This window comes from Ostreiculturibacter nitratireducens, assembly GCF_032670585.1.
GTDB classification, from domain to species: Bacteria; Pseudomonadota; Alphaproteobacteria; order Rhodobacterales; family Rhodobacteraceae; genus Ostreiculturibacter; species Ostreiculturibacter nitratireducens.
Map to the genome: position 1 here is coordinate 1,212,916 of NZ_JAVQHL010000001.1, position 17,778 is coordinate 1,230,693.

The 17,778-nt window shown below is 67.0% G+C and carries 20 protein-coding genes; 3 read left to right on the forward strand and 17 right to left on the reverse strand.

Going from position 1 to position 17,778, the window contains the following annotated elements; genetic code table 11:
• Positions 1 to 38: 38 nt before the first annotated feature.
• The 12 genes from tilS to ruvC all read right to left on the reverse strand — a co-directional run bounded on the left by tilS (position 39) and on the right by ruvC (position 10,087).
• Positions 39 to 1,283 carry a tRNA lysidine(34) synthetase TilS gene (gene tilS, locus ABCN56_RS05825; RefSeq protein ID WP_343079814.1) on the reverse strand — a complete coding sequence of 415 codons (1,245 nt, stop codon included), beginning with the start codon at positions 1,281 to 1,283 and terminating at the stop codon, positions 39 to 41.
• Positions 1,280 to 2,104, reverse strand: a complete 825-nt coding sequence (ybgF, locus tag ABCN56_RS05830; protein WP_343079815.1) for a tol-pal system protein YbgF — start codon at positions 2,102 to 2,104, stop codon at positions 1,280 to 1,282. The genes tilS and ybgF overlap by 4 nt, the downstream gene beginning before the upstream one ends.
• A gap of 25 nt (positions 2,105 to 2,129) precedes the next feature.
• On the reverse strand, positions 2,130 to 2,657 hold the full coding sequence (gene pal / locus ABCN56_RS05835; protein ID WP_343079816.1) for a peptidoglycan-associated lipoprotein Pal: 528 nt from the start codon (positions 2,655 to 2,657) through the stop codon (positions 2,130 to 2,132).
• A gap of 73 nt (positions 2,658 to 2,730) precedes the next feature.
• Positions 2,731 to 4,056: a Tol-Pal system beta propeller repeat protein TolB gene (gene tolB, locus ABCN56_RS05840; RefSeq protein ID WP_425466074.1), complete on the reverse strand. Its 1,326-nt coding sequence runs from the start codon at positions 4,054 to 4,056 to the stop codon at positions 2,731 to 2,733.
• 79 nt (positions 4,057 to 4,135) lie between these two features.
• Positions 4,136 to 5,329 carry a cell envelope biogenesis protein TolA gene (locus ABCN56_RS05845; RefSeq protein ID WP_343079817.1) on the reverse strand — a complete coding sequence of 398 codons (1,194 nt, stop codon included), beginning with the start codon at positions 5,327 to 5,329 and terminating at the stop codon, positions 4,136 to 4,138.
• Positions 5,330 to 5,353: 24 nt separating this feature from the next.
• The gene (tolR, locus tag ABCN56_RS05850; protein ID WP_343079818.1) at positions 5,354 to 5,833 is read right to left on the reverse strand and encodes a protein TolR; all 480 of its coding nucleotides are present in this window, start codon (positions 5,831 to 5,833) and stop codon (positions 5,354 to 5,356) included.
• A gap of 4 nt (positions 5,834 to 5,837) precedes the next feature.
• Positions 5,838 to 6,536, reverse strand: a complete 699-nt coding sequence (gene tolQ / locus ABCN56_RS05855; RefSeq protein WP_343079819.1) for a protein TolQ — start codon at positions 6,534 to 6,536, stop codon at positions 5,838 to 5,840.
• Between the two features lie 119 nt (positions 6,537 to 6,655).
• On the reverse strand, positions 6,656 to 7,057 hold the full coding sequence (ybgC, locus tag ABCN56_RS05860) for a tol-pal system-associated acyl-CoA thioesterase (RefSeq protein WP_343079820.1): 402 nt from the start codon (positions 7,055 to 7,057) through the stop codon (positions 6,656 to 6,658).
• Positions 7,058 to 7,156: 99 nt separating this feature from the next.
• On the reverse strand, positions 7,157 to 7,792 hold the full coding sequence (locus ABCN56_RS05865) for a hypothetical protein (RefSeq protein WP_343079821.1): 636 nt from the start codon (positions 7,790 to 7,792) through the stop codon (positions 7,157 to 7,159).
• Positions 7,793 to 7,888: 96 nt separating this feature from the next.
• Positions 7,889 to 8,917 carry a Holliday junction branch migration DNA helicase RuvB gene (gene ruvB / locus ABCN56_RS05870; RefSeq protein ID WP_343079822.1) on the reverse strand — a complete coding sequence of 343 codons (1,029 nt, stop codon included), beginning with the start codon at positions 8,915 to 8,917 and terminating at the stop codon, positions 7,889 to 7,891.
• Between the two features lie 4 nt (positions 8,918 to 8,921).
• Positions 8,922 to 9,590: a Holliday junction branch migration protein RuvA gene (gene ruvA, locus ABCN56_RS05875; protein WP_343079823.1), complete on the reverse strand. Its 669-nt coding sequence runs from the start codon at positions 9,588 to 9,590 to the stop codon at positions 8,922 to 8,924.
• Positions 9,587 to 10,087, reverse strand: a complete 501-nt coding sequence (ruvC, locus tag ABCN56_RS05880; protein ID WP_343079824.1) for a crossover junction endodeoxyribonuclease RuvC — start codon at positions 10,085 to 10,087, stop codon at positions 9,587 to 9,589. Before ruvC ends, ruvA begins: the two co-directional genes overlap by 4 nt.
• 329 nt (positions 10,088 to 10,416) lie before the next feature.
• Here ruvC and ABCN56_RS05885 point away from each other — a divergent pair, with 329 nt between their 5' ends.
• A complete protein-coding gene (locus ABCN56_RS05885) occupies positions 10,417 to 10,611 on the forward strand; it encodes a DUF1127 domain-containing protein (protein WP_343079825.1) in 195 nt (64 codons plus the stop codon).
• A gap of 79 nt (positions 10,612 to 10,690) precedes the next feature.
• Here ABCN56_RS05885 and ABCN56_RS05890 read toward each other — a convergent pair whose 3' ends face one another.
• The 4 genes from ABCN56_RS05890 to ABCN56_RS05905 form a co-directional block, all read right to left on the reverse strand.
• The gene (locus ABCN56_RS05890) at positions 10,691 to 11,035 is read right to left on the reverse strand and encodes a hypothetical protein (protein ID WP_343079826.1); all 345 of its coding nucleotides are present in this window, start codon (positions 11,033 to 11,035) and stop codon (positions 10,691 to 10,693) included.
• A 95-nt stretch (positions 11,036 to 11,130) separates the two neighbouring features.
• Complete coding sequence (locus tag ABCN56_RS05895) at positions 11,131 to 12,003, reverse strand: 50S ribosomal protein L11 methyltransferase (RefSeq protein WP_343079827.1); 873 nt, start codon at positions 12,001 to 12,003, stop codon at positions 11,131 to 11,133.
• A 101-nt stretch (positions 12,004 to 12,104) separates the two neighbouring features.
• Positions 12,105 to 13,466 (reverse strand): MATE family efflux transporter, encoded by a 1,362-nt coding sequence (locus ABCN56_RS05900; RefSeq protein WP_343079828.1) that lies wholly within the window; start codon positions 13,464 to 13,466, stop codon positions 12,105 to 12,107.
• Positions 13,467 to 13,468: 2 nt separating this feature from the next.
• A complete protein-coding gene (locus tag ABCN56_RS05905) occupies positions 13,469 to 14,710 on the reverse strand; it encodes an MFS transporter (protein WP_343079829.1) in 1,242 nt (413 codons plus the stop codon).
• Between the two features lie 127 nt (positions 14,711 to 14,837).
• Between ABCN56_RS05905 and ABCN56_RS05910 the strand changes: the two genes are divergently transcribed.
• Positions 14,838 to 15,899 carry a YeeE/YedE family protein gene (locus tag ABCN56_RS05910; protein WP_343079830.1) on the forward strand — a complete coding sequence of 354 codons (1,062 nt, stop codon included), beginning with the start codon at positions 14,838 to 14,840 and terminating at the stop codon, positions 15,897 to 15,899.
• A 3-nt stretch (positions 15,900 to 15,902) separates the two neighbouring features.
• Here ABCN56_RS05910 and ABCN56_RS05915 read toward each other — a convergent pair whose 3' ends face one another.
• The gene (locus ABCN56_RS05915) at positions 15,903 to 16,316 is read right to left on the reverse strand and encodes a VOC family protein (protein WP_343079831.1); all 414 of its coding nucleotides are present in this window, start codon (positions 16,314 to 16,316) and stop codon (positions 15,903 to 15,905) included.
• A 150-nt stretch (positions 16,317 to 16,466) separates the two neighbouring features.
• On the opposite strand from ABCN56_RS05915, the gene ABCN56_RS05920 reads away from it, so the two are divergent.
• Positions 16,467 to 17,753: an O-acetylhomoserine aminocarboxypropyltransferase/cysteine synthase family protein gene (locus ABCN56_RS05920; RefSeq protein ID WP_343079832.1), complete on the forward strand. Its 1,287-nt coding sequence runs from the start codon at positions 16,467 to 16,469 to the stop codon at positions 17,751 to 17,753.
• Positions 17,754 to 17,778: the final 25 nt, after the last annotated feature.

Genomic DNA, 17,778 nt, shown 5'->3' on the forward strand with positions numbered 1-17,778 from the left:
CGCGGCCAACCGCGCATTGCGCCATCCGATGCCCGGCTTCACGCGGCGGTCAGGCTCGCAAGAAATTGCTCTTTTCCGCCAGTGAGTTCGGCGACCCAACCCTCCGGCTTGCCTGCCAGCGGCGCGGCAATCAGCTTGTCCTCCCGCCAGACCGAAGGCGTCGAGATAAGCGTCGTTCGCGGAATCCCGACCTCACGCCAATTTTGACAGTCGCGAAGACCGGTTTCACCCAACGCACGGACGTCGAGCCCCGGCGCCTCTTCTCCCCTCACCATCCAACGCCCATCCCAGGTGTCGCCAGGCTTGCACGAAAGGTCCCGGACCGCCTGGTACTCGCGGGTCACGCGGACCTCACGCTTGTTCGACGAAATCAGGCAGCCGTGCAGGACCCGGCGCGCGGGCTCCGCGACCGCTTCCAACGACTCTTCCAAAGGTGCGAAGCGGGGGCCGTATTCCGCCGAGGCTACCCAGCGCAGCGCATGGGACAACAGTCTGAGCTGCGTCTCCCTTGGCACCGAAACGAAACCCTCACGTTCGAAGACCACATCGCCAGCCTCGACGCGGACGATCTGAGCCGCCGTCCTGGCGGCGAATTCCGCAAGCGCCGCCCGCGCGACGGAGAGCCGCCCGGCGGCCGCCGCCAGATCTTCGACCTCGACCCCCAGGGGTGCGAGCAGCCCGATGGCCCGCCGGGCCTTCACCCGGTCGAAATCCGGGTTTTCGTTCGAGGGATCGTCGAACCATGCGAGTCCGGAGCCCGCCAGCCAATCCCTGAGCTCCGCCCTCGACCGCGTCAGGAGCGGGCGCAGCCATTGGATACCCTCCGCGTGCCGTTCCGGGGACATGCCTGACAGCCCATCCACTCCCGCGCCTCTCGCAAGCCGCATCAGGAAGGTCTCGGCCTGATCGTCACGCGTATGGCCAAGCGCCACCGCGCCGATCCCCCTGCCCCTTGCCCAATCCGCGATCAGGGTCAACCTTGCCCGCCGCGCCTGGTCCTGGAGATTGCCCTCTCCGTCCCAGTGCCAGCGCAGCGTTTCGTGCGGAACGCCGAGCCCGGCGCAGATCCGCGCCACCGCCGCCGCCTCCGCGGCCGAGCCGGGACGCAGCCCGTGGTCGACCGTCACCGCCGCGATCTCGGCGCCGTGCTCCCGCGCCCAGGCTGCAAGCAGATGCAGGAGCGCCGTGGAATCTCCGCCCCCGGAAACGGCGACGCCGAGGCGAAAGATCCGCCTCGGCGCAAGGAATTCCACGATCGTCTGAAGAAGTTCCGCGTCGCTCACTGGCACCCGAGATTCTGCATCGTCGCCTGAGCCTCCGCGACGGAGGCGCTGCCGGGGAAACGCGCCCCGACTTCGGCGAGCGTAACGCACGCCTCCTGCAGCTGGCCGAGTTGCCCGAGCGACTGGCCGAGCCTCAGTAGACTCTGCGCGGCGACCGGCCCGTCCGGCTGTCCGGAAAACGCCTCGAGGTAGGCCCGAGCGGCGGCCGAGGTTGCACCCGTCTGGGCCAGCGCCTCGCCGCGCATGAAATGCGCCTCTCCGGTCAGGGGCCCGCCCGTGTAGGTCTCGGTGAAGGCCGCAAAGAGATCCGCGGCGTCCTGAAAGTTGCCGTCTTCGTAGGCCGCCTTGGCCCGGTCGAAATCTGCCTGTTCGTTCGCGGCAAGCTCCGGCTGGGACGCCGTCGGCGCTGCGGGCGCAGGCGTCACCGGGCCCGGCGCCGGAGCTCCGCCGCCAAGCGTCGCCGTGACCGGCAGGCTCGAGATGTCGCAACCCTCTTCGAGTTCGCACAGCCGGAACTCGAGGTCGCCGATCCGGTTCGTCCCGTCCGCGACGACCCGGTCCACCTTGTTCTGCAAGGCCTCGGTGACCGAGGTGAGACGCACGATCTCAGCCTCCATCGCGTTCATCCGGTCGAGCGCCGAGGCGCCGCCCGCGGCCTGCATCCCGGCCTGGCCCGATGACACGAGTTCCGCCCGCAGTGCCTGCAGATCGGCGGCCAGGGCCGCGAGTTCGGCCCTGATGTCGGCGATGGTTTCGTCCTGCGCGAAGGCCGGGGCCGAGAAGGCCCCGAACCAGAGGAGAAGAACGGAAAGCCGGATCATGCGCCCTCCTTCAGGTCGGCGTCTCTCAGACGCCCGCGCCGGTGGCCAGCACCGTCACCGCGCGGCGGTTCTGGGCGTAGCAGGCTTCTTCCGAGCAGACCGCGAGCGGGCGCTCCTTGCCATAGGACACCGTGCGCAGACGGGCCGGCGAGACGCCCTGCGAGATCAGGTATTCCTGAACCGCCGTCGCGCGGCGCGCGCCGAGCGCGAGGTTGTATTCCCGCGTGCCCTGTTCGTCGGCATGGCCTTCGACGATCGCGGTGTATTCCGGGTGCTGGTTCATCCAGACCGCCTGCGCCGTCAGGATCTGCTGCGCCTGGGGCGTCAGCGAGTACTGGTCGACCGCGAAGAGGACCTTGTCGCCGATCGTCTGCGCGAAATAGGCCGGCGAGTTCGGGTTGTTCGGGTCGCCGAGGCTCGCCGAGTCGATTCCGCCCATGCCGCCGGCTCCGCCCGCGCCACCGGGCCCGCCCGCGCCGTAACGGTCTGGGTTGTTACAGGCCGAGAGGGCCAGCGCGGCCGTCAGCATCAGGACCTTGGAGAGATGTTTCATCGGGTTACCGCCTCTGTTCTTTGCTCGATGGAGTTACACTATCATTCCGTCCAGGCTTTGGGAACGCCCGCCCTCAGGGGAGAAGCGGGGACCAGGCCGGGTCCGAAGCCGGGCCCGGAGTGGGGATGCGCTTCAGGTTCCGCCCGGAAATGTCGACCGAATAAAGCGCAGGCTCACCGCCCGCGCCGGCGGTCTGGCGGGTGAACATGATCACGCGGCCGTTCGGCGCCCAGGTCGGGCCCTCGTCGAGGAACGACGCCGTGAGAAGCCGCTCCTCGGACCCGTCTGCCCGCATGACGCCGATGTGGAACCGGCCCGCGTGCTGCTTGGTGAAGGCGATGTAGTCGCCCTTCGGCGACCAGACCGGCGTGCCATAACGTCCTTCGCCGAAGCTGATGCGGGCGGGCTCCCCTCCGCCTGCGGACATGACGTAAAGCTGCTGGGTGCCCGAGCGGTCGCTTTCGAAGACCATCCGGCTGCCGTCCGGCGAATAGGACGGCGCGGTTTCGATCGACGGGGCATTGGTCAGCCGCGTCGGCTGGCCCGACCCGAGGTCGAGGCGCCAGAGGTCGGTGTTTCCGCCCTGCTCCAGCGAGTAGACCACCGCCGAGCCGTCCGGAGAGAACCGCGGCGCGAAGGTCATCGTGCCGGGCTGTTCCGCGAAGGTGCGGGACTGGACGCTCGCCACGTCCATCACCTTGATGCGCGGGAAACCGGATTCGAATGAGGTGTAGAGGATGCGGCCGCCATCCGGCGAGAACCGCGGCGCGATGACGATCGTGGAACTGTCCGTGAGGTACTGCACGTTCGCGCCGTCATAATCCATGACGGCAAGCCGCTTGAGCCGCGCATCCTTCGGTCCGCTCTCGGACACGAAGACGACGCGGCTGTCGAAATAGCCGGTCTCGCCCGTGATCCGCGAATAGACGACGTCCGCGACCTTGTGCGCCATCCGGCGCCAGCTGTCCGCCGGCCCGCCGAACTGGAACCCGTCGAGCGGCACGCCCGAGGTCACGTCGTGCAGACGGAACTTCACCGTGAGCCGCCCGTCCGAACCAAGGCTTACGCCACCGGTCACCAGCGCCTCGATGTTGATCGCCTTCCAGTCCGGATAGGAAACCGGGGCCTCGAAGCTCGTCACCCGCGCGATGTGGGAGCCTTCGGGCACCTCGCGGAACAGCCCCGTTCCGATCAGGTCGTCCGCAACGACACGGGCGAGGCTTGCCGCGTAGTCCGTCGCGGCGGGGTTCTCCGCGACGAAGCGCGGTATGGCGAAGGGCATCGGTTCGATCACGCCCTCGGTGATCTCGATCCTCAGCGGACCTTCCTGCGCCGGCGCGGCGACGGGGATGAGGCCCAGGAGGGCGACTGCGGCAATCAGGTGGCGGAGCATGGGCATCTGTCCCTCTGGCTCTTTTGATTTCTGGCTGCGGCGTCGGGGTGGCCAGCAGCGGCGATCTTTTTCGGGGCGCGCATCGTCACTTCAGCCTCATCTTCTCGGGATTGAAGACGACTTCGAGTTCGCGCCACTGTTCGTATTTCTCCGCCGGAAGCGGATAGCCGTCCCGCGCGCAGCGCAGGATCGCGCGGCGCCCGGCCTCGTAGGCCTGCTGGGCCGCGGCATCCGATCCGCCCTCGTAGCCGATCAGGCGGATCGAACCCGCGTCGGGCTTACCATCCGGCCCCATCGACACGCCGACCGTGACGATCGTGCGCAGGGCTTCCGTCGACAGGGCGCCCACGTTCCAGCACTGCTTGACCGCGAGGATCAGCGCGTCCTTCTCGCCAGAGGTCATCGGCGGCCCGGAGGGCGCCGTGCCGGTCCCTGCCTGCGTCTCGCCAGTCTCTTCGGCGGCCATCGCTTCGGCCAGCGCGTCGGCGATCGCATCGGCCGCCGGCTTTTCGGGCTCTGGAGCGGATGCGGTCTGCGTTTCCTCGGGCACCGGCTCCGGAGCGGGCTTCGGCTTGTCGGGCCGCGATCTCGGGCGCGCGGAACTCAAGGGCGCCGAGCTTTCGGGCTTGTCGTCGGTTTCGGTCGCTTCGGTCACGATCTCCGTCGTGGCCTCCGGCGGCGCGGCTTCCTCGACCGGTGGCTCCGGTTCGGGCTCGGGTTCAGGCGCAGGTTCGGGCCGCGTCTCCTCGACGGCGGTTTCCGCCACCTCGGCATCGACTTCCGGGGCCTCCGACGGCGTCGGCGCCACGCGCGGTGCCGCCCGTGGCTTCGATTCCGGGCTGATCTCCGGCAGGACGGTCGTGGAAGGCTCCTCCACCGGCGGCGTCGGCAGCGGCGGGGCTTCCGTTACCTCCGGCGCGGGGGGCGTCGGCGGCTCCGGTTCGACGACCTCCACCTCCGGCTCCGGTTCAGGCGGCGCGGCCTGCTCCGGCTCGGCCAGCGGCGTCTCGGGCGGCAACTCCTCGGTTGGAGTTTCCGGCACGGGTTCAGACTCGGGCGCTCCCGTCACTTCCGGAGCCTCCGGCGTCACCTCGGGCGCACGCGCTGCCGCGGCCGTCAGCGCGGCGAACTCCGCCTCGCTCATCAGCGTGACTTCGGCCAGCGCCACGGGTTCGGAGGGCTGCGGATGGAACAGCATCCCGCCAAACAGGATCCAGACGATCAGGCTCGCATGTCCTGCCGCCGAAACCGCCGTGCCTATGCTCGCCGGTCTGTCCATCGCCCCGTCTGCGCGCTCCTGCGTTTAGTTGTTGACGGCCGCGTCCATCCGCGGTCCGCCGGCGTCCGTCACCAGGATGATCTCCGTGAAGCCACCCGCGTTCAGCGCGCCCATGACCTGCACGACGCGCTCATAGGGGATCGCGCCGTCCGCCCGAAGGAAGAGCTTGTTGGACGACCGCTCCGCCGCTATGGCGCGAAGCTTGCCGATCAGTTCCTCTTCCGGCACCTGCGTGTTCTGGATCGAGATCGCCCCGTCGACCTGGATCGAGACGGTCAGCGGCTCCTCCTGCTCGGTCGGAACCGCCTGCGCCGCGGTCTTGGGAAGCTCCAGTGGGACCCCCACGGTCAGAAGCGGCGCCGCCACCATGAAGATGATCAGAAGCACGAGCATGACGTCGACCATCGGCGTGACGTTGATCTCGCTCATCGCGGCGTGCTTGCCGCGTGCCCCCCGCCGACGGCGTCCACCGCCCGCGGTCTTCTTCATTACGCCGGCGCCCATCCCGTCACCCCGCGTCCAGCTGACGCGACAGGATCGTGGAGAATTCGTCCGCGAACGCCTCGTAGCCCGACACGATCCGGTCGCTGTCGGTCGAAAGCTTGTTGTAGAAGATCACCGCCGGGATTGCCGCCAGAAGGCCGAGACCGGTGGCCAGAAGCGCTTCCGCGATGCCCGGCGCCACGACGGCGAGCGAGGTGTTCTGCGAAATCGCGATTTCCTCGAAGGCGACCTTGATCCCCCAGACCGTCCCGAAGAGGCCCACGAACGGCGCCGTCGAACCGACCGTCGCGAGGAACGGCAGGCCGGACTGAAGGTATTCGGCCTGTTTCGCGATCGCCACGTCCATCGACCGGTCGATACGCGCCTGTGCGCCCATGATGAGCTTTCCGTCCTGCCGGTGGCTGCGACGCCATTCCATCATGCCGGAGGCGAAGATCTTTTCGGAGGCGCCGTCGGGTTCCGGCCCCAGCGTCTCGAAAAGCTCGTCCAGCGGCTCGCCGGACCAGAAAGCCCGGTCGAAGATCGCCGCCTCGCGCCGCGCAAGACGGTAGGCGATGAACTTCTGGATGATGATCGACCAGGACCAGAAGGAGGCCACGATCAGGAGGATCATCACGAGTTTCACAGTCAGTGAGGCGCGCGCAAAGAGTGCCAGCAAGGAGAAGTCAATCTCCTGCGCCATCGCAAGGGCTTCGGTTTCCATCAGTCACTGCTCGCCGGTTGGGCCACGCTTGGATTACGCGGCTCTGATTATCAGGGTTTCTACCGCGATTTTAGGGTGATTGCCAACACATCTGCGTCATGAGCGTGGCTGCGCCGGAACTAATCCGTCGCGCCGCACAGTTTCTGGCGGATATCCGCCGGCAGCCGCGCCGGCGCACCGGTTTCGGTCAGGCAAACGAGCGTCACTTCGGACGAAAACAGCCGCTCGTCGCCCCGCATCACGTCCTGCGACAGCGCGATCCGCGCGCCGGTCTGCGCGAGAAGCCGCGTCTCCACGCGCAACTCGTCGTCAAACCGTGCCGGCCGCAGATACTCCGCCACCACCCGGCGCACCGCGAAGACGATCCCCGCCTCGGCGCGCAGCTTCGCCTGGTCGACCCCGAGCTCGCGAACCCATTCGGTCCGGGCGCGCTCTATGAACTTCAGGTAGTTGGCGTAATAGACGATCCCGGCGAGGTCCGTGTCCTCGTAGTAGACGCGCACTGCGAAACTGTGGGCCATGTGTCCGTGCCGCCTCGTTTGAACGCTACCCGGGTAATCGCCGACCGCCCTCGTGGCAAGTCCGCGCCTGAGCTTTGGTGTCTCTGGTCGCCGGCGACTTCACTGCGCGCCAGGGCCAGGCAGGCTCATCCGCGCCGCAAGCCGCAAGGCATGGGACGGATCCATCGCCGAAGCCGGCATTACCGGGTCGTAGGCCGCGCGGATCACGGCGGCGATTTCCGGCCGCAGCATGAGCCGGCCTCCCGCTTCGGCAAGAGGCGAGCGGGCTGCAAAGGCCCGGTCAGACCAGTTGAGGATCATGCGCACCGCCTGGTCCAGGGCGATCACCTCGGCGGGAAGCGCCGCGAGATCTTCGTCGATCCTGAGGAATGCGAAGCAGGCCCGGATCGCCCCGGCTTCGTCGAAACGGAAGACCCGGTACTGGTTCGCCCCAACCTCCTCAAGCCGTTCCACGAGGTCGTGCAGGCCGGGAATGAGCCGATCGAGGTTCGGCACGTCGGAAAGCTCGCGCCATTCACGGAAAAAGAAGAGCATCAGGTTCGCGCCAAGCTCCGGGTCGGTTTCCGCAACGGTATGACCGGCAAGCCCCGTCACCGCCTCGATGGCCCCCTTGACGGTGCGAAGGGTTTCTTCCTCCACGCCGAAGACCACCGGCGCGATCGGGCGCCCCCAGCGGGCGAAGTGGTACTTTCCGTCAGGGCTGGTGAACAGGGCCTCGGGGGCTGAGCTATCCATCGGCACGAGGTTCCTTTTCGTCTGGATGGCGTTCTTGCCGTTTTCCTACATTTTCCGGGCGTTGCCGTGCGCTTTGCTGCAAAACGCCAACCGCTCTCACGCGCCGAACAGGTCGCCCTGCCCCGCGCCCTTCGGCGGATCCATTCCGAGATGCGTCCAGGCTTTCGAGGCCAGCATCCGCCCCCGCGGCGTCCGCTGGATGAGCCCCTGCTGGAGAAGGTAGGGCTCGATCACTTCCTCGATCGCGTCGCGGCTTTCCGACAAGGCCGCGGCGAGTGTCTCCACCCCGACAGGCCCGCCGGCGTAGTTCTCCGCCATGAGCGTGAGATAACGGCGGTCCGCTGCGTCGAGACCGAGGTGATCGACGCCAAGCCGGGTCAATGCGGAATCCGCAATTTCCTTCGTCAGCCGCCCGTCGCCCTCGACAAGGGCGAAGTCTGCGACCCGCCGAAGAAGCCGCCCGGCTATCCGGGGCGTTCCGCGCGCGCGCCGGGCAATCTCCAGCGTTCCCTCGGCGTCCGCGGGCAGGCCCATGAGCCGCGCCCCCCTGGTGACGATGTGGTCAAGTTCGACAATCGTGTAGAATTGGAGCCGCGTCGGAATGCCGAAACGGTCGCGGAGCGGCGTCGTCAGCAGGCCAAGCCGGGTCGTGGCGCCGACGAGGGTGAAGGGCTGCAACTCGATCCGCACTGTCCGCGCGGCGGGTCCCTCCCCGATCACGAGGTCGAGCTCGAAGTCCTCCATCGCGGGGTAGAGCACCTCCTCGACCGCCGGGTTCATGCGGTGGATCTCGTCGATGAAAAGGACGTCGCGCGCCTCGAGATTGGTGAGGATCGCGGCAAGGTCGCCCGCCCGCGCCAGCACAGGTCCGGAGGTCATCCGGAAGTTCACGCCAAGCTCCCGAGCCATGATCTGGGCAAGCGTCGTCTTCCCGAGGCCGGGGGGGCCGTGGAACAGCGTGTGGTCCATCGCCTCGCCCCGCCGCCGCGCGCTTTCGATGAAGACGCGCAGGTTGGCGCGCGCTTCTTCCTGGCCGACGAAGTCCGAAAGAAGCTGAGGCCGCAGAGCCCGGTCGGCATCTTCCGGCAAGGGATCGGGGCGGAGGGTCGGGTCGGGTCCTGTCATAGGCTCAGCCCTTCGGCGCAAGCAGTTTGAGCGCAGCGCGGATCAGCGCGGGCGTTCCGGCAGCCTCGTCGCCGGCCGAGGCCTCCGCGACCGCGGAAGCAGCCTCCCCCTGGCTGTAGCCGAGGTTCACCAATGCCGACAGCGCCTCCGCGCTCGCCGCGGCGGAAGGTGCGGGCCGCGTTGCGGGAGCCTTCGCCGGTTTCGGCGCGGGTTCCACGACGTCGTCCGACGCCGGCAGATCGACGGTCAACGCTCCACCCAGGGCCATGACCGAGGGCGCCTTGTCCTTCAACTCCATCACCAGCCGCTGCGCCAGCTTCGGCCCGACGCCGGGCGCGGCCTTGACCGCCCCCCAGTCGCCCAGAGCGATGGCACGGCTGACACCTTCCGCCCCGAGCGTCCCGAGGATCGCCATCGACGCCTTCGCGCCTACGCCCTGCACCGTCATCAGAAGACGGTGCCATTCCTTCTCCAGGAGGGTCGGGAAGCCAAAGAGCTGCAGAAGATCCTCGCGCACGAGAAGATCGGTATAGAGCGCGACAGCCTCACCGACCGGCGGCAGCGCGGCGGCCGTGCGCTGACTGACGTGGACGACATAGCCCACGCCCCGAACGTCGATGAGAACGTGGTCCATCGCCCGGTGCAGGATGGTTCCGGCGATGCGCCCGATCATGCCCGCACCCGCGCAGGGATCAGCCGTGAGGCGGATTGAAGGTGATGGGCATGGCAAATCGCAACGGCCAACGCGTCCGCCGCGTCAGGACCGGCAAGTTCGACGCCCGGCAGTTGGAAGCGCACCATATGCGCGATCTGAGCCTTGTCCGCGTGACCGACGCCCACCACCGACTTCTTCACGGCATTGGGCGCATATTCCCCGATGGGCAGCCCGGCCTGGGCGACCGCAAGCATCGCGACGCCGCGCGCCTGGCCCAGTTTCAGGGTGGCCACGCCGTCCTTGTTGACGAAGGTCTGCTCCACCGCAGCTGCCGTTGGCATGAACCGCGCAAGGACATCACTCAGATCGCGGTGCAGGATCATCAGCCGTCCGGCCAGTTCTCCTGCCTCGGTATGGATTATCCCGTTGCCGACATGCGCGAGTCGCGAGCCCGAAACCTCGATCACGCCCCAGCCGAGATGGCGCAATCCGGGGTCGATTCCCACTACGCGCATACTGCCCTCGCCATTCCGGGCTTTCGCCCTGTTGCTTTTCGGACACGACTAGCACGAAAAGCGAACATCCGCCAGTCCGAATGCCCCGGGCGCAATTTCGCGACAATGTGAGCTCCGCGTCCGGAAATCGCCTTCGCACCTGCAGAAAACGACACTTTCTGCGGGTGCGAAATGCCTTTTCGCGACCAGGTGCTAAAGGCGTTGCGAGACATGCAAAAAACGCATGTCCGGACTGATCCCACGTCGCTTGTTTCGGCAATTCGACACTTCTATGTGCGGCAACATGGAACGCTGCCTCAAACCAAGGCAAATCGTGAAGGAAGCAGGAAATGGCCGTCTTTGAAACCACCCGCCCCGTTGCTCACACCAGCTTCTCGGGGAACGTCGCCCGCCTCGTTGCATTTGTGACCAAATGGAACGACGCACGCACCACGCGCAAGGCGCTGTCGCAGCTCTCCGACCGCGAGCTGAACGACATCGGTCTCTGCCGCGGTGACATCGAGGCGATCGCTGCGCGCGACTGACATATAGTCAAGGCGAGCAAAAGGCCGCGCGAGCTCAACTCGCGCGGCCTTTGCAATTCTACGGTCCGCCCCGGCCTCTTCAGTGGAAGGTGCGGAAGAAGTCCGAAACGAAAAGCGTCAGCGGATCCGCCTGCAGCACGTAGGCCCCGATCCGATCCGCCGTATCGCCTGCGCGCATCGTCTCGATACGCGAGTCATACGTCGCCGCACCGATCTGGGCGTGAACCGCACCCTTCACCAGGATGACGGCGCCAAGAACGAGGGCGAGCGGAAGGATCCAACGGCTCGCGCCGCGACGGCGCTTGAGATTGGTGTAGTAACTGTGTCCAAGGGTTCCCGCAGCCTCGAACCCGCCACCGGAACGATGGATGGACTCGATGCGCCTCAGTCGGCCCTGGAAATTCTTCATGTTCGGGTCGCGCATGGCAGCTTTCCAACTCGAATGAACAATTACAAAAAAACTACGTGGAAATTGTGGCAACATTGCGGCCACGGGTCAAGGAAGCGAACCTGCGGCTGTCAGGAGCGACGCAGAACCAGGGTCGTCCACTCGCCGATATCGTCCCTGCGCTCCAGACGGAACCCATTGGATTCATAGGCAGAAATCACCGCGTCGGCCTGCTGCACGAGTATCCCCGAGAGCACCGCGCGGCCATCCGAACGACAGTTCTCTGCCATCGTAGGGGCAAGATCTATCAACGGCCCCATAAGGATATTGGCAAGAATGAGGTCAAAGGGGCCGGTCGATTCCAGGTCGGGGTGAGCGAATCCCTCCGCCTCGACGCAATCCACACGCTCCGACAACCCGTTGATGCGCAGGTTTGCCTCCGCGACCTCGACCGCCTGCGCGTCGATGTCAGATGCGATGACGGTGCTCTCGGGCCACGCGATCGCCGCCGCCATCGCAAGGACAGCGGTGCCGCAGCCGATGTCGGCGACAGTGGCGGGTTCGAAGCCCTCGCTCGCCATCAGATCGATCGCCTTCAGGCAGCCGAGCGTCGTGCCGTGGTGCCCGGTTCCGAAGGCCATCGCAGCGTCGATCAGCAGACCGACGCGGCCCTCGGGCACCTTTTCCGCATCGTGGCTTCCGTGAACGAAGAAGCGCCCCGCCTCGACGGGACGCAGTTCCCGGCGAACATGGGCGACCCAGTCGGTCTCGGGCAACTCGGAAACGGCGAACGGGTTGGCCGAATGAGCGGCGGCGAGGAGCGCGAGTACCGTCTCGTCCGGCGCTTCGGTGAAATAGCCACCCACTTCCCAGCGGCCCGAACCATCCTCGATCTCGAAGACTCCGACGCCTTCCGGCTCGGGGGGCAGCGCCTCGAGCGCCTCGCCAAGCGCCTCGGCGGAGGCACGGTTTGGCAAGGTGGTGAATGCGGTCCAGGTGGCCATGGGACTTCTCCTGCAGGGTCTGCGCCGGATAGGCCCCGCGCCGGCTTGCGTCAAGCACGGAGCCCACGGCCCCGCGAAGAGATGAGCGATTCCGGGCTTGGCTATTCGCCGGCGACCGGCGCGGCCCCCGAACCGTGGCGCCTGCGCAGGGTGCCGATATAGCGCCAGGCCAGCACCGCCGCGATCGTTCCCGCCGCCACGTTTGCCACGGCCTGCGCCCAGACCACGCCCACCTCTCCGGCCGCGGCGCCCATGGCATAGGCGAGAGGCACCATCAGCAGACCGTCCCGCATCCAGGTCGCGGCCGTGCTCCACAAGGGTCGGCCGAGGTTGTTGAAGGTCGCATTCGCCACGAACAGCGCCCCGGTGAAGATGAAGGCACCGGCGGCGTAATGGGTGAAGGCGCGCACGACGCCTGCGCCCTGGTCGGACAGCCCGAAGGAGTCGGAGATCGGTCCCGAGAGGGCAGCCATCAAGGCCCAGACCGCAAGCGTGTAGACCGCGCAGTATTTCAGCGCGGCGACAAAAGCGCCCTCGACCCGGTCCGCGCGGCCGGCGCCCCAGTTCTGGCCGATGATCCCGCCGATCGCCCCTGACAAGGCGAAGATCCCCCCGAAGGCGAGGATCGTGAGCCGCAAGACCACGCCCCACCCCGCAACCGCGCTCTCGCCGTGTTCGGCCATCGCACGCGTCAGGATCCAGTTGCCGAAAGGCGTCGAAAGCTGGGTGGCGATGGCGGGAATGGCGATGCCGAAATAGGGCCGGGCAAACAGGCGCACATCCTCCGCCGCCGGCCGCGCGAGCATGTCGTGCGTCACCATCACAAACCACAGCCCCGCCGCCGCCATGGCCGCCCGGGACAGCACGATCGACAGGGCGGCCCCCTCGATCCCCCAGCCCATCCAGAGGATCAGAACCGGGTCGAGCATCGCCGCGAGGATGCCGCCCGTCACCGTGACGGCCGCCGAACGCCAGGCGTCGCCCATCGCGCGCAGGATCGCCGAGCCGGTCATGCCGACCGCGATCAAGGGCAGCGAGGGAAGCGAGATGGCGAGGAACCGGACGGATTCCTCCAGCACCTCGCCCTCGGCCCCCGTGGCAGCCAGAAGCTGGCGGCGGAATAGGAAGGCCAGGAACGCGACCGTGCTCTGCGCCAGGAACGTCAGCACCATCGCCGTGGCCGCGATCCGCCTCGCCCGCGCCTTGTCGCCCTGCCCCAGTGCCCGCGACACGAGCGCCACCGCCCCGATCATCATCCCTATCGCGACGGAGATGACGGCGAACTGGAGCGTTCCGGCGATGCCCACCGCCGCGATCAGCTTTTCCTGCCGAAGCTGGCTTATCCACCACAGCGCGAGGAAGTCGACGAGGAAGGTAAAGCCGAGCCCGAGCGTCCCGGACAGCGACATCACCGTGACATGCCGCATCAGGCTTCCGGTGAGGAACTTGCCGGGCTCCCGCATGATCACTCCGCCGCGACGGGAAGTCCGCGCGCGAAGATCGTCTCGTAACCGGGTTCGGGGTGACGCGGGATCAGCAATGCCAGCAGAACGGACGTGAAGGCCATCGTCGCGGCCAGGCCGAAGACCGCGCCCGGTGATCGGATCCAGAGGTAGCCGAGGCCAGCGGGCAGGAACACCGCCGCGATATGGTTGATGGTGAAGGCCACCGCCGCGGTCGGGGCGATGTCTCCGGGTGAGGCGATCTTCTGGAAATAGGTCTTAAGCGCGAAAGCCAGCGCGAAGAACAGATGGTCGATCACGTAGAGCGCGGCCGCCAGGACGACGCCCCAGCCGAAGTAATAGATCCCGCCATAGGCGAGGAACACGAGCGTGAGCCCGCAGTATTCGAAGATCAGCGCGTTCCGTTCGCCCCAGCGTCCGACCGCGCGGCCCATGAAGGGCGCGGCCACCATGTTGGCCATGAAGTTGATGAGGAAGAGCGCCGTCACCTCGTGCACTTCGAAGCCGAAGCGCTCCACCATCATGAAGGCGGCGAAGACGACGAATATCTGCCGCCGGGCGCCCGACATGAACTGCAGCGCGTAGTAGAGCCAGTAGCGCCTCCGCAGGACGAAGTGCTTGAGCTGCGGCTCCGGCGCCTCGAACTGCGGGTAGGCGAGCGCAGCGAAGATGACGATCGCGAGCGTGGTCCCGCCCGCCAGACCGTAGACGAAGCCATAGGAGAGCCCGAAGGTCTTCCACGTGACCACGAGAAGCCCGTAGGCGACGAGCGACGCGCCCGACCCTACGGCGACGATCCAGCCAAGGGTCTGAGGCGCCCTTGCGCGGTCGATCCACTGGAGTTGGAGCGACTGGTTCACCGTCTCGTAGTAATGGAAACCGATGGACGACAGCATCGTGACCATCAGGATTCCGCCGAAGCTCGGGAACATCGCGGTCACCGCCGTCGCCGCCCCGAGGAGCACGAGCGCGGAGAGCGCGAGCACCTGTTCACGCATCACCCACAGAAGAACGATCACGCCGATGGCGAGGAAACCCGGTATCTCGCGCACGGTGTGCAGCCAGCCGATCTCCACCCCCGTGAACCCTGCCGCGTCGATGACGAAGTTGTTCAGAAGCGCCGACCAGGTCGCGAAGGCGAGCGGCATCGCCGCCGCCATCAGGAACAGGAGCGCATCGGGTCGCCGCCAGCGGGGCAGTGCGTCGGCATCTGCAAGTTTCACGGGTAATTTTCGCGAGAGCATGCGCATGAGTTACGCCTCTTGCGACCGCTTGGCGAGAGGATTCCGGCAGTCCGGCTGATCTGGATCAAGGCAGACAGATGCAGTTTCGCGCATGTGTCGCGCGACGCTGCGGCGAACAGGAGCGGTCATGGACATTCTCTCGGTGGTGGAACGGTTCGGGGAGGCCCCGGCGGGAGCCATTTTCGGGCTCATCACCGGAATCATTTTCGGCGTGGCTGCGCAGCGGTCGAATTTCTGCCTCCGCGCCGCGACGGTGGAGTTCGCGCGCGGATCGCTCGGCCCCCGCGTCTCGGTGTGGCTCCTGACGTTTTCGACCGCCGTCGTCTGGGTCCAGGCGGCGGAACTCGCCGGCCTCATGCGTTCCGACGAGGCGCGCATGATGGCCGTCACCGGATCCTGGTCCGGCGCCGTCATCGGAGGCCTCATGTTCGGCGCGGGCATGGTTCTTGCGCGCGGCTGCTCGGGGCGGCTGCTCGTCCTCGCGGCGACGGGGAACTTGCGTTCGGTCGTCTCCGGCCTGATCTTCGCAGTCATCGCGCAGATGAGCCTCAAGGGCGCCTTGGCCCCGCTGCGCGACCGGCTCGCTTCTCTCTGGATGACGGAGGGCGGCCGCAACATGCACATCCTCGACACCATCGGCCTGCCGGATGGAACGGGGCTCGGTATCGGCATTGCGACAGCGCTGGTCGCCCTTTATCTTTCCCGTCGCAACCGGATCGGGGTGCCGATCCTCTTCTTCGCTTCGGGCGTAGGCTTCGCCGTCGCCGTGGGCTGGGTCCTGACGTTCGGGCTTTCGCAGGTCAGTTTCGAACCGGTCACCATCACCTCGGCCACCTTCACCGGCCCCTCGGCAAGCACGCTCATGTTCTTCCTCGAACCGGACCCGGTGCTCGATTTCGACATCGGCCTCGTTCCGGGCGTGTTCGTCGGGGCCTTCCTCTCGGCCGCTGTGGCCGGGAAGCTGAAGTTCCAGGGCTTCGAAGGCGAAAGCAACATGCGCAAGGCGATGATCGGTGCCGCGCTGATGGGCTTCGGCGGCATGCTTGCCGGCGGCTGCGCGATCGGCGCGGGCGTCTCGGGCGGCTCGATCTTCGCGGGCACCGCGTGGCTCGCGCTGTTCTGCATGTGGATAGGCGCCGTCGTCACCGACTTCGTCATCGACCAGAAGGGCGCCCGAGTCGCGGCCTGAGCATCACGCCGCGAAGACCCCGTCCATGTCCGCGAAGCCCTTTATCTCGATCGGATTGCCCGAAGGGTCGCGGAAGAACATCGTCCACTGTTCCCCCGGCTGGCCCTCGAACCTGACCGAGGGGGCGAGGACCCACTCCGTGCCCGCCTCTTCCAGCCGCGCGGCCAGCGCCTTCCAGTCCGCGAGCGGCAGCACCACCCCGAAATGCGGCATCGGCACCATGTGGTCGCCGACCTTTCCCGTCGGGGCATTCGCGAAGGGCGTGCCAAGATGCAGGCTAAGCTGGTGGCCGAAGAAATCGAAATCGACCCAGGTCTCGGTCGAACGCCCCTCCGTGCAGCCGAGCACCCCGCCGTAGAAGGCGCGCGCGGCATCGAGGTCGGTGACGTGGAAGGCAAGGTGGAAGGGAGTTGGCATGTTCGTCCGTCCGGTCTGAGATCGGCGCGACGCTATCAGGGGCGCAGCGCCGGTGGAAGCGGTCGTCTCTCGCATTACCTGCGCGCCGTTGTTGTGACTCACGCGGCCTTCCCCTAACGTCACCGCGAAGCGAAATGACGAGAGGACCCCATGACCAAGACCTACGGCTTCGACACCCTGCAAATCCATGCGGGCAGCCGCCCCGATCCGGCAACTGGCGCGCGCCAGACGCCGATCTACCAGACGACGGCCTACGTCTTCCGCGACGCCGACCACGCGGCGGCGCTCTTCAATCTCCAGGAGGTGGGATACATCTACTCACGCCTGACGAACCCCACCGTCGCCGTCCTGCAGGAACGCATCGCCACGCTGGAAGGCGGCGTGGGGGCGGTCTGCTGCTCGTCGGGCCACGCGGCGCAGATCATGGCGCTTTTCCCGCTGATGGGACCGGGCAAGAACATCATCGCCTCGACCCGCCTCTATGGCGGCACGGTCACGCAGTTCAGCCAGACCATCAAGCGGTTCGGCTGGTCGGCGAAGTTCGTCGACTTCGACGATCTCGCGGCGCTTGAGGCCGCTGTCGACGACGACACCCGCGCGATCTTCTGCGAGTCGATCGCCAACCCCGGCGGCTACATCACGGATCTCGACGCCATTTCCGGCGTGGCGAACAAGGTGGGCCTGCCGCTCATCGTCGACAACACCTCGGCCACGCCCTACCTCTGCAACCCGATCAAGCATGGCGCGACGCTCGTCGTTCACTCGACCACGAAATACCTGACCGGCAACGGCACGGTCACTGGCGGCGCGATCGTCGACTCCGGCAAGTTCGACTGGTCGGCCTCGGGCAAGTTCCCCTCGCTGTCCGAGCCGGAGCCGGCCTATCACGGCCTGAAGTTCCACGAGACTTTCGGCCCCCTCGCCTTCACCTTCCACAGCATCGCGGTCGGCCTCCGCGACCTCGGCATGACGATGAACCCGCAGGGCGCGCATTACACCCTTCTCGGGATCGAGACGCTGTCGCTGCGGATGGAGCGCCATGTCGCGAACGCCCGCAAGGTGGCGGAATGGCTGGAGAATGACCCGCGCGTCGAATACGTGACCTATGCGGGCCTTCCCTCCTCGCCCTATTTCGACCGGGTCGAGAAGATCTGCCCGAAAGGCGCCGGGGCGCTGTTCACCTTTGCGGTGAAGGGTGGCTATGACGCCTGCGTCCGCCTCGTGGACAGCGTCGAGCTCTTCAGCCATGTGGCGAACCTCGGGGATACGCGCTCGCTCATCATCCACTCGGCGTCGACGACGCACCGACAGCTTTCGCCCGAACAGCAGCGCGCCGCCGGCGCGGCGCCGAACGTCGTGCGGCTTTCGATCGGGATCGAGGACGCGGACGACATTATCGCCGACCTCGATCAGGCCCTGGCGAAGGCCACGGCATAAGGTCCGGACGGGCGCCCCACGGGGC

What these genes read in the sequence shown, in the direction of transcription:
- ybgF (WP_343079815.1), bottom strand. Translation starts at nt 2,104, where the DNA reads ATGATCCGGCTTTCCGTTCTTCTCCTCTGGTTCGGGGCCTTCTCGGCC.
- pal (WP_343079816.1), bottom strand. Translation starts at nt 2,657, where the DNA reads ATGAAACATCTCTCCAAGGTCCTGATGCTGACGGCCGCGCTGGCCCTC.
- tolB (WP_425466074.1), bottom strand. Translation starts at nt 4,056, where the DNA reads ATGCCCATGCTCCGCCACCTGATTGCCGCAGTCGCCCTCCTGGGCCTC.
- ABCN56_RS05845 (WP_343079817.1), bottom strand. Translation starts at nt 5,329, where the DNA reads ATGGACAGACCGGCGAGCATAGGCACGGCGGTTTCGGCGGCAGGACAT.
- tolR (WP_343079818.1), bottom strand. Translation starts at nt 5,833, where the DNA reads ATGGGCGCCGGCGTAATGAAGAAGACCGCGGGCGGTGGACGCCGTCGG.
- tolQ (WP_343079819.1), bottom strand. Translation starts at nt 6,536, where the DNA reads ATGGAAACCGAAGCCCTTGCGATGGCGCAGGAGATTGACTTCTCCTTG.
- ybgC (WP_343079820.1), bottom strand. Translation starts at nt 7,057, where the DNA reads ATGGCCCACAGTTTCGCAGTGCGCGTCTACTACGAGGACACGGACCTC.
- ABCN56_RS05865 (WP_343079821.1), bottom strand. Translation starts at nt 7,792, where the DNA reads ATGGATAGCTCAGCCCCCGAGGCCCTGTTCACCAGCCCTGACGGAAAG.
- ruvB (WP_343079822.1), bottom strand. Translation starts at nt 8,917, where the DNA reads ATGACAGGACCCGACCCGACCCTCCGCCCCGATCCCTTGCCGGAAGAT.
- ruvA (WP_343079823.1), bottom strand. Translation starts at nt 9,590, where the DNA reads ATGATCGGGCGCATCGCCGGAACCATCCTGCACCGGGCGATGGACCAC.
- ruvC (WP_343079824.1), bottom strand. Translation starts at nt 10,087, where the DNA reads ATGCGCGTAGTGGGAATCGACCCCGGATTGCGCCATCTCGGCTGGGGC.
- ABCN56_RS05885 (WP_343079825.1), top strand. Translation starts at nt 10,417, where the DNA reads ATGGCCGTCTTTGAAACCACCCGCCCCGTTGCTCACACCAGCTTCTCG.
- ABCN56_RS05890 (WP_343079826.1), bottom strand. Translation starts at nt 11,035, where the DNA reads ATGCGCGACCCGAACATGAAGAATTTCCAGGGCCGACTGAGGCGCATC.
- ABCN56_RS05895 (WP_343079827.1), bottom strand. Translation starts at nt 12,003, where the DNA reads ATGGCCACCTGGACCGCATTCACCACCTTGCCAAACCGTGCCTCCGCC.
- ABCN56_RS05900 (WP_343079828.1), bottom strand. Translation starts at nt 13,466, where the DNA reads ATGCGGGAGCCCGGCAAGTTCCTCACCGGAAGCCTGATGCGGCATGTC.
- ABCN56_RS05905 (WP_343079829.1), bottom strand. Translation starts at nt 14,710, where the DNA reads ATGCTCTCGCGAAAATTACCCGTGAAACTTGCAGATGCCGACGCACTG.
- ABCN56_RS05910 (WP_343079830.1), top strand. Translation starts at nt 14,838, where the DNA reads ATGGACATTCTCTCGGTGGTGGAACGGTTCGGGGAGGCCCCGGCGGGA.
- ABCN56_RS05915 (WP_343079831.1), bottom strand. Translation starts at nt 16,316, where the DNA reads ATGCCAACTCCCTTCCACCTTGCCTTCCACGTCACCGACCTCGATGCC.
- ABCN56_RS05920 (WP_343079832.1), top strand. Translation starts at nt 16,467, where the DNA reads ATGACCAAGACCTACGGCTTCGACACCCTGCAAATCCATGCGGGCAGC.